The organism is Streptomyces sp. NBC_00459 (assembly GCF_036013955.1).
GTDB lineage: Bacteria > Actinomycetota > Actinomycetes > Streptomycetales > Streptomycetaceae > Streptomyces.
On the sequence record NZ_CP107903.1, the window covers coordinates 7,542,304 to 7,557,004 of the forward strand.

At 72.2% G+C, this 14,701-nt stretch carries 15 protein-coding genes; 2 read left to right on the forward strand and 13 right to left on the reverse strand.

The features are described from left to right. Positions 1-17: 17 nt before the first annotated feature. The 6 genes from OHN74_RS33340 to OHN74_RS33365 all read right to left on the reverse strand — a co-directional run bounded on the left by OHN74_RS33340 (position 18) and on the right by OHN74_RS33365 (position 5,857). A complete protein-coding gene (locus OHN74_RS33340; protein ID WP_327698266.1) occupies positions 18-833 on the reverse strand; it encodes a TIGR04222 domain-containing membrane protein in 816 nt (271 codons plus the stop codon). A 94-nt stretch (positions 834-927) separates the two neighbouring features. After that, positions 928-1,713, reverse strand: coding sequence for a DUF4142 domain-containing protein (locus OHN74_RS33345; protein WP_327698267.1), 786 nt, complete (start codon positions 1,711-1,713; stop codon positions 928-930). Positions 1,714-2,028: 315 nt separating this feature from the next. Then, on the reverse strand, positions 2,029-3,381 hold the full coding sequence (locus OHN74_RS33350) for a DUF692 domain-containing protein (RefSeq protein WP_327698268.1): 1,353 nt from the start codon (positions 3,379-3,381) through the stop codon (positions 2,029-2,031). A 122-nt stretch (positions 3,382-3,503) separates the two neighbouring features. Further along, positions 3,504-4,301, reverse strand: coding sequence for a DUF4142 domain-containing protein (locus OHN74_RS33355; RefSeq protein ID WP_327698270.1), 798 nt, complete (start codon positions 4,299-4,301; stop codon positions 3,504-3,506). Between the two features lie 121 nt (positions 4,302-4,422). Next, entirely contained in the window at positions 4,423-5,031 is a 609-nt protein-coding gene (locus OHN74_RS33360; protein ID WP_327698271.1) for a DUF4142 domain-containing protein, read from the reverse strand. A gap of 85 nt (positions 5,032-5,116) precedes the next feature. Then, on the reverse strand, positions 5,117-5,857 hold the full coding sequence (locus OHN74_RS33365) for an aminoacyl-tRNA hydrolase (protein WP_327698272.1): 741 nt from the start codon (positions 5,855-5,857) through the stop codon (positions 5,117-5,119). 58 nt (positions 5,858-5,915) lie between these two features. Here OHN74_RS33365 and OHN74_RS33370 point away from each other — a divergent pair, with 58 nt between their 5' ends. Together OHN74_RS33370 and OHN74_RS33375 are read left to right on the forward strand one after the other, a co-directional pair. Next, positions 5,916-6,848: an ABC transporter ATP-binding protein gene (locus OHN74_RS33370; RefSeq protein WP_327698273.1), complete on the forward strand. Its 933-nt coding sequence runs from the start codon at positions 5,916-5,918 to the stop codon at positions 6,846-6,848. Continuing rightward, on the forward strand, positions 6,845-7,516 hold the full coding sequence (locus OHN74_RS33375) for an ABC transporter (protein ID WP_327698274.1): 672 nt from the start codon (positions 6,845-6,847) through the stop codon (positions 7,514-7,516). The genes OHN74_RS33370 and OHN74_RS33375 overlap by 4 nt, the downstream gene beginning before the upstream one ends. Here the strand turns inward: OHN74_RS33375 and OHN74_RS33380 are convergent. From OHN74_RS33380 to OHN74_RS33410, 7 genes are all read right to left on the reverse strand, one after another. Next, on the reverse strand, positions 7,508-7,675 hold the full coding sequence (locus tag OHN74_RS33380) for a hypothetical protein (protein ID WP_327698275.1): 168 nt from the start codon (positions 7,673-7,675) through the stop codon (positions 7,508-7,510). The two genes, OHN74_RS33375 and OHN74_RS33380, sit on opposite strands and share 9 nt — an antisense overlap. Before the next feature lie 18 nt (positions 7,676-7,693). Beyond that, positions 7,694-8,572: a polysaccharide deacetylase family protein gene (locus OHN74_RS33385; RefSeq protein ID WP_327698276.1), complete on the reverse strand. Its 879-nt coding sequence runs from the start codon at positions 8,570-8,572 to the stop codon at positions 7,694-7,696. A 127-nt stretch (positions 8,573-8,699) separates the two neighbouring features. After that, positions 8,700-10,121: a serine/threonine-protein kinase gene (locus OHN74_RS33390; protein ID WP_327698277.1), complete on the reverse strand. Its 1,422-nt coding sequence runs from the start codon at positions 10,119-10,121 to the stop codon at positions 8,700-8,702. A 50-nt stretch (positions 10,122-10,171) separates the two neighbouring features. Beyond that, complete coding sequence (locus tag OHN74_RS33395; protein ID WP_327698278.1) at positions 10,172-11,608, reverse strand: PhoX family protein; 1,437 nt, start codon at positions 11,606-11,608, stop codon at positions 10,172-10,174. 89 nt (positions 11,609-11,697) lie between these two features. Continuing rightward, a complete protein-coding gene (locus OHN74_RS33400; RefSeq protein WP_327698279.1) occupies positions 11,698-12,489 on the reverse strand; it encodes a slipin family protein in 792 nt (263 codons plus the stop codon). 121 nt (positions 12,490-12,610) lie between these two features. Beyond that, positions 12,611-14,080, reverse strand: a complete 1,470-nt coding sequence (locus tag OHN74_RS33405; protein ID WP_327698280.1) for a SulP family inorganic anion transporter — start codon at positions 14,078-14,080, stop codon at positions 12,611-12,613. Positions 14,081-14,088: 8 nt separating this feature from the next. Next, a complete protein-coding gene (locus tag OHN74_RS33410) occupies positions 14,089-14,685 on the reverse strand; it encodes a carbonic anhydrase (RefSeq protein ID WP_327698281.1) in 597 nt (198 codons plus the stop codon). Positions 14,686-14,701: the final 16 nt, after the last annotated feature.

Sequence of the window (14,701 nt, forward strand, 5' to 3'; positions counted from 1 at the left end):
GGGCGCCGGGGCGCGGGTCAGCGAAGCCGTTCGCGCAGGATGTCCTGGGGCTCCCGGTGCGCGAAGGCCGCGCGCAGGTCGGCGTCGACGGCGCGGACCCCGAGGACGGCGACAGAGGTGAGGTACGTGTGTTCGTCGTCGGTTGCGGTGTGGAGGGCGGTGGCCCTGGTCCGTCGGGTCAGGGCGGTGAGCAGCCGTTGTCCGGCCGGTGACGCCCAGCGTGAGTAGGGGTGGACCTCGATCCGGGCGATGGCGAGGCAGCTGAGGGTGAGGACGAGGGGGAGCGCGAACCAGAGGGCGACCAGGTCGCGCGGGACGGCACCCCGCCCGGGCGCCAGCAGGGCCACCGCGCCCAGCGCGACGACGGCCAGTGCGGCGGCCCGTACCTGACGGACCGCGAACGCGATTCCGCGCCGGGCGCCGTCGGGCACGGCCAGGCCCGCCGCGACGAGCCGGTCCGCGAGCCTCCGTACGGCCTCCGTGCCGGCCGCGGCCGTCCGTACCGGAGTGATGCGCGACTGGCCCTCCGGCCCGATGGCGCCTATCACCGACCGTTCCATCTCGTCGCGCCCGCTCGGGTCCACGACGGTCGCCCAGCCGGTGTGGGCGAGCAGCAGCCGCCGTTGGCGGGCCATCGACACCAGCGTGAGATCGGCGACCCGTGCCGGTCCGCCGGACAGGAACGCGGCCTCGTACAGCGTCAGGTCACGCCCGCGACCGCCGGGGCCCGCGTCCGGATCGACGGCCGCCGCGTGTACGGCGGCCAGGCACAGCCGGATGCACGCCGTACCGGCGGCGATCCAGGCCAGCAGCAGGAGGAAGGACCAGAACATGCCGTTGTTCTATGCGAAGGGTGCCTGGAACGCCATGGGCTTTCAGGATATGGACGAGGTATGGCCGGTACGTGACGTATGCGCGGTGGCCGGTTCAGGCCGCCTCGGACGGTCCTGCGGCCTCCGGTGGCGGGCTGGTCGCGGGCGGCGGCAGCGGATAGGTCGCGACCGGCGAGGGCGTCACCGGCACGGCGGACGCGGGGGCGGTCGTCGGGCCGGGCGGGGCCGGGGAGTTGGTGAGCGGCGGGGTGCTCGCGGCGGCCATGTCCTGGGCGAGGGCGTCGAAGTCGACGTATCCCGTGGCCTCCAGGACCTGGATGTGGTCGAGGACGGTCCTGTTCGCGTCGTCGGCCAGGGTGCGGACGAGGGAGTTGCGGGTGCTCGCGCGGACCTGCGCGACGACGGAGAACACCTTGCCGTGCGCCATCCGCAGCAGGTTGGCGAACTCGCGGTCGAAGTCCTCGCCGTGGGCCGCGTCCATGGTGCTGAGCCACCCGCGCTGCTGCTCGCTCGGCTGGTTGGGCAGTTCGAAGCTGAGCCGCGAGGCCACGTCCCGGACCCGCTCGTCGAGGAAGGTGTGCCCCTCGATCAGATGCCGGCCCGCGATCCGTACGGCCTCGGTGGTGCCGCGTTCCTGGGCCTGCTGACCGGCGGGCAGTTCCCACAGCCCCGCCAGCCGTACCTTGGTGAGGAACTCGCGGTCGAGCGCGGACAGCGGACCGAACCGTGTCGACACGGTCTGCGCGTTGAGCACGTCCACGCCGGTTCCGGAACGGTCCGTGTACGACCAGACCGGGAAGATCAGTGCCAGGAGGGTCGCCGCCAGACCCGCGACGAGGAGCCCGGTGCCACCGAGACCGGGACGTTGGACGGATCGCATGGCACCTCCTGCTTGCGGCACCGCACGCTGATGCGCTTCGGGCACGGAGTTCGCATCGTACTGCGGGCCCCGCACCGGCTGCGGTACGAGAGGAGACGGTTCCGGGGGGAGCGGGCGGACGCCGTATGAGGGAACGCGAGCCCTGTGCACATCATACGAAACGCCAACAAACCGGACGGCGAATTGTCGCGCAATGGGTGGCACTGTCAACCCCCGCACGGTTTGCGGGGGTTGAGGCATAGGTGCCCGTTCGGTGGCGGGGTGTGGAACGGCGTACGCGGGGGAGTGACGTTCGTCGCTCGGTGCCCCCGTGCGTCAGCGGCGCAGGAGCACGCGTCGGGTGGCCCGGGCCAGCCGGGCCGTGGGGCGCTGGGAGCGCGGGGCCGGACCCGAGCGGTCGAGCCACCACTCGCGCAGCCGACGCAGGCGCTCCGTGTCCTCGGGGGTCTCGGCGCTCCCGGGCTGCCCGCCGAACAGCAGATACGCGGCGAAGTCCAGGGCGTCGTGCCGGTAACCGTCGGACATGGGGTGCCCGTGCGCGTACGCGAGGAAGGCGGGCCGGTATCCGGCCCCGAGGATCTCGGGCAGTTCGGGGGCGACCTTCGCCACGACATCGGCCCGCTTGGCCCCGAGCGCCCGCGACTGCACCCCGAGCCGTACCCGGTCGAACCCCTCCGGCGCGGGCGTCCCCGCGACGAGCGCGGAGAGCAACGCGGTCTGCGCGAGGGCGAGGCGCTGGCGGGCGGGGGTGGAGTCGGGTGCCTGGTCGGGTTCGGCCACCGATGCGTCTGCCGTCGCCGAAGCCGTCGCCTGCGTGGTCGCCGTCTCCGAGGGTGCGGCCACGTCCAACGCCCTGCGGATCGCGGCCAGTTCCCGCTCCAGCTCGCCCGCCTCGGGGAAGTTGTCGTCCCGCTCCAGCAGGACGCCGGGCGGGGTGACCCGGGAGGCGAGGTCCGTGAGGATGTCGAGGACCTGGGGCGGGACCGGGTGGGCGTGGCTGTCGTGCCAGACGCCGTCCCGTTCGAAGCCGCCCGCGACATGGACATACGCGATGGCCTCGACGGGCAGTTCGGCCAGGGCCTTCGCCGGGTCCTCACCCCGGTTGACGTGGTTCGTGTGCAGGTTGGCGACATCGATGAGGAGGCGTACGCCGGTCCGGTCCGCCAGTTCGTACAGGAACTGGCCCTCCGTCAGCTCCTCGTCGGGCCAGGCGAGGAGCGCGGCGATGTTCTCGACGGCGAGCGGCACCGGCAGTGCCGCCTGTGCGATGCGGACGTTCTCGCACAGCACGTCGAGCGCGTCCCGGGTGCGGGGGACGGGCAGCAGGTGCCCGGCCTCCAGCAGCGGGGACGCGGTCAGCGGGCCGCCGGCCCGGACGAACGCGATGTGCTCGGTGACCAGCGGCGAGCCCAGCGCCTCGGCGCGCTCGGCGAGCGCGGTGAGCTGGTCCTCGGCGGGCCGGTCCGCGCCGCCGAGGCCCAGGGAGACTCCGTGCGGGACGACCGTCACGCCGCGCTCGCGCAGCCGCAGCAGCGACTCGGGGAGATGCCCCGGGCACAGGTTCTCGGCCACGGCCTCGACCCAGTCGATGCCCGGCATGGCTTCCACGGCGTCCGCGATCTCCGGCCGCCATCCGATGCCCGTACCCAGTCTCCCCGGTCGCTTCATGGTCTGTCCCCTTCTCCGACCTTCTCGGTCCACGGAGTGATGGCCCGGGTTCCCGGGGTCGAACCCCTCCCCGGCGACCTTCAGAGCAACATTTGAGCTTGCGCCCGCCGGTTCCGGTCGGCCTACTGGCCCTGGGCGAGCTTGTTGGGGTCCGGGGCCTCCGGCCGGTTGGTGTTGATCGTGCCGGGTGCTGGCGGCGACGGCTTGGAGGACAACACGGGGTTGCCGGTCGGCTCCACGGCGGGCGCGATGGGCGGCACCACTCCGGGGGACGGCGGCGGCGGACCGGTCGGGCTGGCGCTGGGTCCGGCGGCCTTCTCGGCGATCTTCTGGAAGTCGATCTTGCCGGTCTTCTCCAGGATCGTGATGTGGTCGAGCACGGTCTGGTTGGTGTCCGAGGCCAGTTGACGCACGAGAGTGTTGCGGGTCTGGTTCCGCACCGTCGCGATGACCGGGAGGATGTTGCCGTGCGCCTGCCGCAGGAGGTTCGCCCAGACCTCGTCGTAGTCCGCGGCCGAGGCCGCCGTCATCTGGTCCAGGAAGCCCTGCTGCTGCGCGTTCGGCTGGTTGGGGATCGGGACACCGAGCTGCTGGGAGACGCTCCTCGCACGTTTGTCGAGGTCGTTGTGGCCCGTGATCAGGTGCTGGGCCGCCTCCCGGACGGCGGGATTGCTGGACTTCGTCATCGCCTGTTGCCCCGCGGGCAGTTCCCACAGCCCGGCCAGCCGGACACGCACGATGAGTTCGCGGTCCAGGGGGGTCAGCGGCCCCCACTGGGTGTTCACCGTGTCTCCGGTGATCGCGGCGGCCGTCGTGGCGTCGTTACGGTGCGGGTACGAGTAGAACACGGGGTACGCGAGCGCGCCGATGGTGCCTGCGATGGCCAGGCCGACGAGGAACGTGCCGTTCTTGCGGGGCAAGGGAGCCTCCCGGGGGAAACCCAACAGGTCGTTGGGGGACTGATACGCGGCTGGTGGGGGACGTACGTGAGGCGCGGTCAGGACACCGAACGGGCCCGGGTCGCCGTCACGTGTACACGAGTCAGATCGTGCCGTTGGCGATGGCGTCGAAGTCGACCGCGCCGGTCTTCTCCAGCATCGTGATGTGGTCGAGCACGGTCTGGTTGGTGTCCGTCGCCAGCTGACGCACCAGCGTGTTCTCGGTCTGGTTCCGAATCGTCGCGATAGCGGGGAAGATCGTGCCGTGTGCCTTCCGCAGGAGGCTCGCCCAGACCCGGTCGAACTCCTTGCCCTGGGCCGCGTCCATCTGGGCCAGGAAGCCCTGCTGCGCCTCGTTCGGCTGGTTGGGCAACTCGACATTGAGCTGGGCGGCGACCTTCCGCACCCGCTCGTCCAGGTCGCCGTGGCCCACCAGCAGGTGGTCCGCCGCCTGCTTGACGGTGGCGCTGCTGGACTTGGCCATCGCCTTCTCTCCGGCGGGCGCTTCCCACAGCCCGGCCAGCCGCACGCGCACGATGAGGTCGCGGTCCGAGGCGGTCAACGGTCCCCATTGGGTGTTCACCGTGCCCGCGGCCGTGTTCGCCACTCCGGTGCCGGAGCGGTCGGCGTAGGACCACACCGGGAACGAGAGCGCGGCGATGGTGGTGGTCAGGGCCGCGATGACGAGGGCCGAGTGGTTGAAGCGCGGCAAAGGAGCCTCCCGGGGAAACCAACTGGTCGTTGGGCATGTGGTACATGGCCAGCGTCAGAAAGTACGGGCGGGAACCCGGGGATGTTCAACGAAGATGTTTGAACCCTGTGCGACCCAGAGCACGGTGGTCCGCGACCACCGTCGCCGAACCGGGCGCGATCTCCGTGAAACCGGCATCACGGACCAAGGGGAGCCCACCGGAGGTGAGTTCGCGCCAGTGGCGCGGCTCCGCCGTGCGGACGGCGAGCGGGAAGCCCGCGTCGCGCCAGGCCGCGCGGGCCTCGTCCGACAGCTCCCACCACGCCAGCTGGGCGCCGTGTCCCGTCTGGGCCATCGCCTTGCCCGCCGACATGTCCAGCTCCGGGTTCAGCCAGAGGACGGGCACCGCCGGGTCGGGGCCGAGCGGCGGCTCCGGATCCTCCAGATCCGTGCCGGAGACCTGGAGCCGGGCCAGGTCCTTGGGCCAGCCGTCCAGCGGAACGGGCGGGAAGACCCGTACCTCGGCCGACTTGCCGGTGACCGTGATGCCGGGCAGCGCCTCGGCCCGCCGCCACTCGGCACCCCGCGCCCGCCGTACGACCTTGCGGATCCGGGCGTCCTGCCAGTCCCGCATGGCCTCCGCCCACTCCCCGTCCCCGGCCGACCGCTCGTCCCCGAGGATCACCAGAACGGCCCGGGCGGCGGTCTCCAACGCGTCCGTACGAGCCGGCGGCTCGGCCTTCTCGATCCGGGCGACGAGGGGGAGCACGAACTGGGGTGCCTCGTCACGCGGTGATCGCTCGGAGCGGAAAGGGCTGTCGCCGGGAACGGCCGGGTCATTGGTCACGTCCTTCAGTCTGCCAGGCGGAAGATCGGTTCTTCCGGGGGGAGAGGACGGGGACCGTATGCGGTATGGGCTTCGACTGGACGGTGTGGGCCGCCGCTACGGCCTGCGCGGCCCCTGGGTCCTGCGAGGGGTCGACCTGACCCTCGCCCCCGGCACCCTCACCCGTATCGAGGGCGCCAACGGAACCGGCAAGTCCACCCTCCTGCGCGTGCTCGCCGGCATCGACGCCCCCACGGAGGGCACCCTCACGGGCCGCCCGCGCACGACGTACGTCCCGGAGCGCTTCCCGGCGGCGCTCCCCTTCACCGCGCACGGCTACCTCACCCACCTGGGCGCCGTGCAGGGACTGTCCCGTACGGCCGCCGCCCGCGCCGCCGACGAGTGGCTGGAGCGGCTCGGCGCCGCCGTGTACGCCCGGACGCCCATGGCGGAGCTGTCGAAGGGCAGCAGCCAGAAGGTGGCGGTCGCGCAGGCCCTGGTCGCCGGCCCGGAGCTGCTCGTCCTCGACGAGGCGTGGACGGGCCTCGACGCCGCCGCCCGGGGCGAGTTGGAGCGGGTCGTCGCCGAACTCACCGCGTCCGGCGCCTCGGTGGTGTTCGTCGACCACGACCCCGGCCGCCTGGCGGGGGTGCCCGACGCGACGTACGCCGTGACCGAGGGTGGCCTCAACCTCCGTACGGCACAAGCCGGTTCACCGGAGCCCACCGGCCCGCACCTGGTCGTGGAGGCCCAGGGGCCGCCGGGCGCGCGGCCCCCGGCCGAGGCGTCGAAGTGGACGACGTCGAGCACCGAGACCGCGACGCCGGGTCAGCACCGGTTCAGTGTCCCCGGCACCCATTCGGACGTCGTCCTGCGCGCCCTGCTCACGGCCCGCCCGCCCTGGCACGTGGTGAGTGTGCGACCGGAGACGACCGGAACCCCCGGCACGACCGCAACACACACCGGCATCGCCGTACCCGCCCCGCTCGCCACCGACGAAAGCCGCCGATGACCGCCCTCCTGCGTTACCAGGCAGCCCTGCTCGTGCGTTCGCAGCGCTGGCTGCCGCCGTTCATCCTGTACGCGGTGTTCCTGGCCGTCGGGGTGCAGGGCGGGCAGCCGGTGCTGGACTCGCTCGGGTATGCCGCTGCGGCCGTCCTGCCGGTGGCCGCCTGGCTGGTGCGGATCTGCGCGGGCAACGAGCCGCCCGCCGCCCGGGCCGCCGTTGCCGCGGCCGTCGGACCCGGACGGGCACACCTCGCCTGTCTCCTGGTGGCCCTGTCCGCCGCGGCGGCGCTCGGCACGGCAGCGACCGTCGTGGTGACCCTGATCAGCGACCCGGCGAGCGCCGATCACCAGATCCGGGTCGAGCCGCTCCCGGCCGGTGGAGCCGGGCTCCTCGCCGCCCTGGCGTGCGCCCTGCTCGGCACGGCCGTCGGCGCGCTCACGACCTGGCCGCTGCTGCGCTCGACCGGCCGGGCGGTGCCCGCGATGATGCTCGGCGCGCTGCTGGCGATGGTGGCGACCGGCTCCCCGGCCAAGTCGGCGATCACGTCCCTGGTGACCGGTTCGCGCGCGGGCACGATCCTGGTCCCCCTGCTGCCACTGGCCGCGGCGGCCCTGGTCACGGTGGCGGCGATCGCCGCGGCCTGCGCGCTCACCTCGCGCCGCTCACCCTGAACAGGCGTTGCGCTGCGCTTCCTGCCATTCACAGACGGGGCAGAGCGTGACGCCCTTCCGCGACTTCGGGTACTCGGTCGGCTCCCGGCACAGCACGCACTCCGCGTACGGCGGTCCACCGGCCTCGCCCCGGCCCTCGTGCTCGTGCTCGTCGCTCATGGCACCAGCGTAAGCCGGTCACCGGCGGCCACCCGTGGCCCCGATCAGTTCGGACACCTTCACGAACCGGAAGCCGCGCTCGCGCAGCGCGGGCACGATTCTGCGGACGGCCCGCTCGGTCGCCGGGGCCGCACTGCGCGTGCAGTGCATGACGACGACCGACCCTGGCCGTACGCCGTCCAGCACCTCCCGGGCCACGGCGTCGGCGTCCGTCGCGAAGGCGTCCCCGCCGACCACGTCCCACTGCACGGCGGTGACCCCGGCCGTGCGCAGGGCGCGCAGCGCCCGCCGGTCGTGACATCCGCCGGGGAAGCGGAAGTAGGGCATGACGCGGGGCACTCCGACTGCCCGGAAGGCGGCGAAGGCGCGTTCGACGTCGGCGCGCATCCGTTCCCCGGCAGCGGAGCCGGATGCTGAGCCGGCGATGGTCGGCAGCCCGTAGCAGTCCTCGGTGAAGGCGTAGTGGCTGTACGAGTGGTTGGCGACCTCGAAGAGGGGGTCCCGGCCGATGGAGCGGGCCTGGGCCGGATACTCCTCGGCCCACCGTCCCGTCATGAACACGGTCGCCGGTACCTTCAGCGTCCGCAGCGAGTCGATCAGCCCGGGATTGTCGAACCGCTCGCCTCGCGCGGCCCGGTCGCCCTGCCCGGCGGTCATGTCCGCGTCGAAGGTGAGGGCGACGGCCCTGTCCGGGGTGCGCGGGCCGTTCCGGAAGACGGGGGTCAGGCCGGCGGGCCCCGGGGCGAGGGTGGGCGGCCGGGAGGATGCGGGGGACGGGAGCGCGGGAGGCTGCCGTTCGGCCCGCTGCGGGAGCGGAGCGGTGCCGCAGGCGGCGAGGGTGGTGAACGCGGTGCCGAGAAGGCAACCGATGGCGATTCGTCGTACGAGACTGATCATCGTATGAAGGTAGAAATGCCCGGGTTTCCCGGTGGGCCGCCGCGAGCGCGAGCCGCGCGGATGTCACCCGCCTGGCCGCGACCCCGCCGGGATCAGCTCCCGGGGCGTGCCGGCTCTGCGGGAGGCCCTACTGTCGCGTGCAGCGCCCGGTGGGGTTGGCGGCGGGCGGGCGGCACTGGTCGTCGAAGTCGTCGGCGTCGTTGCTCAGATAGCGCCCCAGGCAGGTGTTCGACGTCGTCAGGCCGCGTTCGCTGCAGAAGGCCAGCGCGGCGTAGCCGTCGGCGAACGGGCCGGGGGCGTAGATCACCCAGTACCCCGGGCGCAGGGACGCGTACTTGTCGCTGCGCACGTACACGGCCTCCGGTACCGACTCCCTGACCTTGGCGAGCCGTGCGTCCCGGGCGGCGGTCCCGGAGTCGACCGGCTCGGAGTGCAGTTGGGCGATCCAGCGGTCGGCCGTGGCGGGTGAGGGGTTGGGCGAGGTTCTCGTGCCGGCCGGCGGGTTCGACTCGCCGTCCTTGTCGTTCCCGTCGAGGAGACGCGGCGTGAGGAAGGCGGCGGCTGCCGCGACGCAGACCGCGAGGACGGCGGACACGGCGACCCGCTTACGGCGCTGCGGCGACGGCAGGGGCCGCTGTTCCGTGCGGGCGGCCACGGGTGCGGACTGCGGCGATGTCGCGCCGGGCTCCTCGTCGTGGCGCACGGGCTGGGGCGCGGTCAGGGTCCGCTGAACGGACTTCGCCGTCCCGCCCGCCGCCACCTGCGCCAGCATCGCCGCCAGCCGGCCCGTATCGGGTCGTGCCGCCGGGTCACGTTCGAGCAGTGCTTCGAGGACGGGGGTCAGCGGGCCGGAGCGGGACGGCGGCGGGACCTCACCCTCCAGGACCGCGGCCAGCGTCGAGAGCGAGGTCCCTCGGCGCAGGGGACTCACGCCCTCCACGCACACGTACAGCACTACTCCCAGGGACCACAGGTCGGACGCCGGGTCGTCGGAGGGGCCGCGGATGCGTTCCGGGGCGATGTACTCGGGGGAACCGACGAGTTCGCCGGTCATCGTCAGGGCCGTCGCGCCCTGGAGCGCCGCGATCCCGAAGTCGGTGAGGACGGCGCTCCCGTCCGGCCGCAGAAGGATGTTCGGCGGCTTCACGTCCCGGTGCTGGACGCCCGCCGCGTGTGCCGCGCGCAGCGCGTCCAGTACCTGGCCGCCGATCCGCGCCGCCTCCACCGGCGTCAGCGGGCCGGATTCCAGGCGCTTGTCGAGCGAGACGCCGGGCACCAGCTCCATGACGATCCAGGGGTGCGGGTCGGCGTCGACGATCTGGTGGACCGTCACCACATGCGGGTTGCTGAGCCGGGCGAGCGCCCGCGCCTCGCGCATCACCCGCTCCCGTACGGCATCGGTCGCCGCCGCGTCCGGCCGTACGGCCTTCAGCGCGACCTCGCGGTGCAGCACGGAGTCGCGGGCCCGCCACACCGTGCCCATACCGCCGCTGCCGAGCCGGTCCAGCAGCTCGAAACGGCCGCCGACCAGGTCCCCCGATGCGTTCATGGCGGACAGGTTAAAGCCTGCCCGCCATGTCCGGGTTCAGGGGGCTCCCGTTATCGCTTCCATGGGCCCCGTACGGCGAATGTCGTGCCGGGTGTGTAGCAGTTGACGTACATCGTCCGGCCGTCCGGAGAGAAGGTGACGCCGGCGAACTCGCCCCACTCCGGAGCGTCCGGGGTGCCGATGTTCTGGGCGTTCCGGGCCATCGCGTACACCTCGCCCTTGCGCGTCACGCCGTACACGTGCTGGGCGCCCTCCCCGTCCTCGCACACCATCAGGCCGCCGCTGGGGGCGAGACAGATGTTGTCCGGTGACTCCCCGGGCAGCTGGACGTCCGTGTCCGGGCCGAAGACGATGACCAGGGTGAGGCGGCGCGCGGCGGGGTCGTAGCGCCAGATCTGGCCGAAGTGGGTGGCCGCCGAGCCTTCGCTCGCATGGGCGAACGACGACACGAAGTACACGCACCGGCCGCCCCAGTAGCAGCCCTCCAGCTTCTGCGCGTGCGTGATGCCCTTCGGGCCGAAGTCCTGGAGCCGGACGGGGGTCTGGGCGGCCAGCGGATCCGGTACGTCCACCCACTCGACGCCGTCGAAGGCGGCACCCGGCTCCTGGATCGAGGAGAGGTCGGGTACGCCCGGCACGCGCATCGCCTGGAGCCGGCCGCCCGCGCGCAGCGAACCCATCCCGCCCAGCGGCTTCCTGGGCAGGAAGCGGTAGAAGAGGCCGAAGGGCTTGAGGAAGGCGTCCTCGGTCTCGTAGACGATGCCGTTCCTCGGGTCGACGGCGATCGCCTCGTGCTGGAAGCGGCCCATCGCGGTGAGCGGGACGGCGCCGGTGCGGCGCGGGTCGGCCCCGTCGACCTCGAAGATGAAGCCGTGGTCCTTGGTGTAGCCGTTGGTGCCGGCCTTGTCCTCGGTCTCCTCGCAGGTCAGCCAGGTGCCCCAAGGTGTCGGCCCGCCCGCGCAGTTGACGGCCGTACCGGCGATGGCGACCTGTTCCGTGAGGACGTCGCCGTCCCGGTCCAGGGTGAGTGACGTACAGCCGCCCTTGCCCATCGGGTCGTAGGTGAGGCCCTTGATCGTCGGGACCGGGATTCTGCCGGTGACGCGGTTCTCGTGGTTGCGGACCAGATGGACACGGCCGTGCCGGCCCGCGAAGGCCGCCATGCCGTCGTGGTTGGAGGGGACCGGGCCCTCGCCGGAGCACAGGGGGTCGCCCTCGCGGGACAGGACCCGATAGCGGAAACCTTTCGGCAGGTCGAGCAGACCCTTCGGGTCGGGGATCAGGGGGCCGTAGCCGGAGTGCCCCAGCTCCTGGGCGGCGGCGGTACCGGCGAAGAGTTCGGAGAGGGCTCCGGTGAAGGCGATACCGACGCCCAGGGCGCCGGTGCGGGCGAGGACCTGGCGTCGGGAGGCGGGGGAGTCGTCAACTGCCTTGGAGGGAGCGGCTGTTGCGGAACCGTCGATTTCGGGCGTGTCGAATGCGGACATGAGGCGACCTTCCTGCTGGCGGACAGGACTGTGACCTTGCTGTGTGTATCACGCCGTACGGGCCTCGGGAACCACGCGCGTAGCGCGCCTCATCCGGGTGACCCGCCTGGCGGTTGCTGCTGAACCTGTGCCCGTTCCAGGAAGCGGAGCAGTTCCACCGGGAAGGGCAGGACGAGTGTCGAGTTCTTCTCGGCCGCGACCGCCACCACTGTCTGGAGCAGCCGGAGTTGGAGTGCGGCGGGCTGCTCGGACATCACCTCGGCGGCCTCCGCGAGCTTCTTCGAGGCCTGCAGCTCGGCGTCCGCGTTGATGATCCGGGCCCGGCGTTCACGGTCGGCCTCGGCCTGCCGGGCCATCGAGCGCTTCATGGTGTCCGGCAGGGACACGTCCTTGATCTCGACCCGGTCGATCTGCACGCCCCAGCCCATCGCCGGGCTGTCGATCATCAGCTCCAGCCCCTGGTTGAGCTTTTCGCGGTTGGACAGCAGATCGTCCAGGTCGCTCTTGCCGATGATCGAGCGCAGCGAGGTCTGCGCCATCTGCGAGACCGCGAACCGGTAGTCCTCGACCTGGATGATCGCGTTCGCCGCGTCGACCACCTTGAAGTAGACGACCGCGTCCACCCGCACGGTCACGTTGTCCCGCGTGATGCCCTCCTGGGCCGGGATCGGCAGCGTGACGATCTGCATGTTGACCTTGCGCAACCGGTCCACGACCGGGACCACCAGCGTGAAACCGGGCGGCCGTACGTCTCCGGCGAGGCGGCCGAGCCGGAAGACGACCCCGCGTTCGTACTGCTTGACGATCCTCGCCGCCGCCCCGACGTAGACGAGCCCGGCGGCCCCGGCGGCGATGCCCGCGGTCAGTAGTTCCTCAAGCATGACGACGACCTCTCGCAGCCGTCCCTACGTGCCGAATGGCACCCTTAACAAACGATATGCCCGGTCCAGGGCTCGGGTCGAGCCCCGGACCGGGCAACCTCGCGTGCGAAGGCCGCGGAGGCTACGGCGTCGGCGTCATCATCTTCACCGGTTCCGTCCCGGCCTCGCTGTGCCGCTCAGCCCAGCTCTCCAGGGCCGTGCGGCAGGCGTGGTCCAGATGGTGCAGGCCCGACAGGTCCAGCTCTATCGGCCGGTCCTGGGGCAGTGCCTCCAGGCTGTCGAGGATCTTCGGCAGCCGCAGGAAGGTCGCGTTGCCCGACAGGTACGCCTGGACGGGACCGGCACCCTTGTCGATGACCTCCAGCTTGAGGTGAGAGGCCTCCCAGGCGGTCTTGCCCACGGACAGGGCGAGACCGATCAGCACGCCCTCGAACATGTTCACGGAGACGATCGCCAGAGCCGTGACCACCAGGATCAGCGCCTCGCCCCGGTGCTCACGCCAGAGCGAGACGACCCCGCGCAGCGGTATGAGCTTCCAGCCCGCGTGGACGAGGATGCCGGCCAGCGCGGGCAGCGGTATGAGCGCCAGCGCGCCCGGCAGCAGCGCCGCGAACAGCAGCAGCCATACGCCGTGCAGCACCCGGGACGCCTTCGTCCGCGCCCCCGCCTGGACGTTCGCCGAGCTGCGCACGATCACCGCGGTCATCGGCAGCGCGCCCAGCAGCCCGCACACGGTGTTGCCGGCGCCCTGCGCCATCAGTTCCTTGTCGTACTGGGTGCGTGGACCGTCGTGCAGCCGGTCCATGGCGGCGGCGCTGAACAGGCTCTCGGCGGACGCGATCAGCGTGAACGCCACGACCGTGCCGATCACGCTCAGGCTCGCCAGTTCACCGAAGGAGCCGAGCCCGGGCAGCTGGACGGCGTCCAGCAGGCCCTTCACCTCGACCGTACCCACCGGCAGGTCGAACACGAGGGTGACGGCGGTCGCCAGGACCACCGCGGCGAGCGCGCCCGGCACCGCCCGCATTTTCTTGGGCAGCCGCTGCCACAGCACGATCACGGCTATCGTGCCCGCGCCGAGCGCCAGCGAGGCCAGCGCGCTGGTGTTCCCCAGGGCCTTCGCGGCGGCGTCGGGCAGCCCGGTGATCTTGTCGAGTCCGGCGGCCGGCGCCTTCAGCCCGGCCGCCGCGTACAGTTGCCCGGCGATGATCACGAGCCCGATTCCGGCCAGCATGCCCTCGACGACGGACACCGAGATGGCCCGGAACCAGCGCCCCAGCTTCAGGGCGCCCATGGCGAGTTGGAGCAGTCCGGCGGCGAGCACGATCACCCCGAGCGCGGGCAGCCCGTGCTCGCGTACGGCCTCGAAGACCAGGACGGTGAGGCCGGCGGCGGGCCCGGACACCTGGAGGCTGCTGCCCGGCAGGAGTCCGGCGACGATGCCGCCCACGATGCCGGTGACCAGGCCGAGTTCGGCCGGCACGCCGGAGGCGACGGCGACGCCCACGCACAGCGGCAGGGCGACCAGGAACACGACGAGCGAGGCGGCGAAGTCCTGCCGCAGATGGGGGACCTTGGCAAATATGGACATGGCGGCCCTCACAGCGCTTCGAACGCGTCGGTGGCGGCGCGGTGTTCGCGCACGGACCCGGTGTGCACCTCGTAGTACCAGCCGCGCAGGCGCAGTTGGCCCTTCGCGAGGCGCTGCTCCACGCACGGGTAGGAGCGCAGCCGCAGCAGCTGTGCCAGGACGTGGTTCTGGACGGCCGAGGCGACCGTCGGGTCGCCGGTGTCGGACGGGGCGGTGGCTGTGGCCGGGGGCGCGTCGGCGGCGTGCGCGAGCCAGTCGCGTACGGCGGGTACGGCGGTGAGGTCGTCGCCGCGGACCAGGGCGCCGACGGCACCGCAGTGCGAGTGGCCGCAGACGACGATGTCGCTGACGCCGAGGACCTCCACGGCGTACTCGATGGTGGCGGCCTCGCCGGTGGGGCTGGCGGAGGCGTAAGGGGGGACGATGTTGCCCGCGGTGCGCAGCTCGAAGAGCTCGCCGGGCCTGGCACCCGTGATCAGGGCCGGGACGACCCTGGAATCGGAGCAGGTGATGAACAGGACCTGGGGGGACTGGCCTTCGGCGAGCCCGGCGAACTCCTCAGGGCGCTGACCGAAGGTGCGGGCGTTGTCGATGAGGGGCTGCATGTGGTGACTCCTCCTG

Excerpts from the sequence above, each read along its gene's own strand:
- OHN74_RS33340 (WP_327698266.1), bottom strand. The coding sequence starts at position 833 with ATGTTCTGGTCCTTCCTCCTGCTGCTGGCCTGGATCGCCGCCGGTACG.
- OHN74_RS33345 (WP_327698267.1), bottom strand. The coding sequence starts at position 1,713 with ATGCGATCCGTCCAACGTCCCGGTCTCGGTGGCACCGGGCTCCTCGTC.
- OHN74_RS33350 (WP_327698268.1), bottom strand. The coding sequence starts at position 3,381 with ATGAAGCGACCGGGGAGACTGGGTACGGGCATCGGATGGCGGCCGGAG.
- OHN74_RS33370 (WP_327698273.1), top strand. The coding sequence starts at position 5,916 with ATGCGGTATGGGCTTCGACTGGACGGTGTGGGCCGCCGCTACGGCCTG.
- OHN74_RS33375 (WP_327698274.1), top strand. The coding sequence starts at position 6,845 with ATGACCGCCCTCCTGCGTTACCAGGCAGCCCTGCTCGTGCGTTCGCAG.
- OHN74_RS33380 (WP_327698275.1), bottom strand. The coding sequence starts at position 7,675 with ATGAGCGACGAGCACGAGCACGAGGGCCGGGGCGAGGCCGGTGGACCG.
- OHN74_RS33385 (WP_327698276.1), bottom strand. The coding sequence starts at position 8,572 with ATGATCAGTCTCGTACGACGAATCGCCATCGGTTGCCTTCTCGGCACC.
- OHN74_RS33390 (WP_327698277.1), bottom strand. The coding sequence starts at position 10,121 with ATGAACGCATCGGGGGACCTGGTCGGCGGCCGTTTCGAGCTGCTGGAC.
- OHN74_RS33395 (WP_327698278.1), bottom strand. The coding sequence starts at position 11,608 with ATGTCCGCATTCGACACGCCCGAAATCGACGGTTCCGCAACAGCCGCT.
- OHN74_RS33400 (WP_327698279.1), bottom strand. The coding sequence starts at position 12,489 with ATGCTTGAGGAACTACTGACCGCGGGCATCGCCGCCGGGGCCGCCGGG.
- OHN74_RS33405 (WP_327698280.1), bottom strand. The coding sequence starts at position 14,080 with ATGTCCATATTTGCCAAGGTCCCCCATCTGCGGCAGGACTTCGCCGCC.
- OHN74_RS33410 (WP_327698281.1), bottom strand. The coding sequence starts at position 14,685 with ATGCAGCCCCTCATCGACAACGCCCGCACCTTCGGTCAGCGCCCTGAG.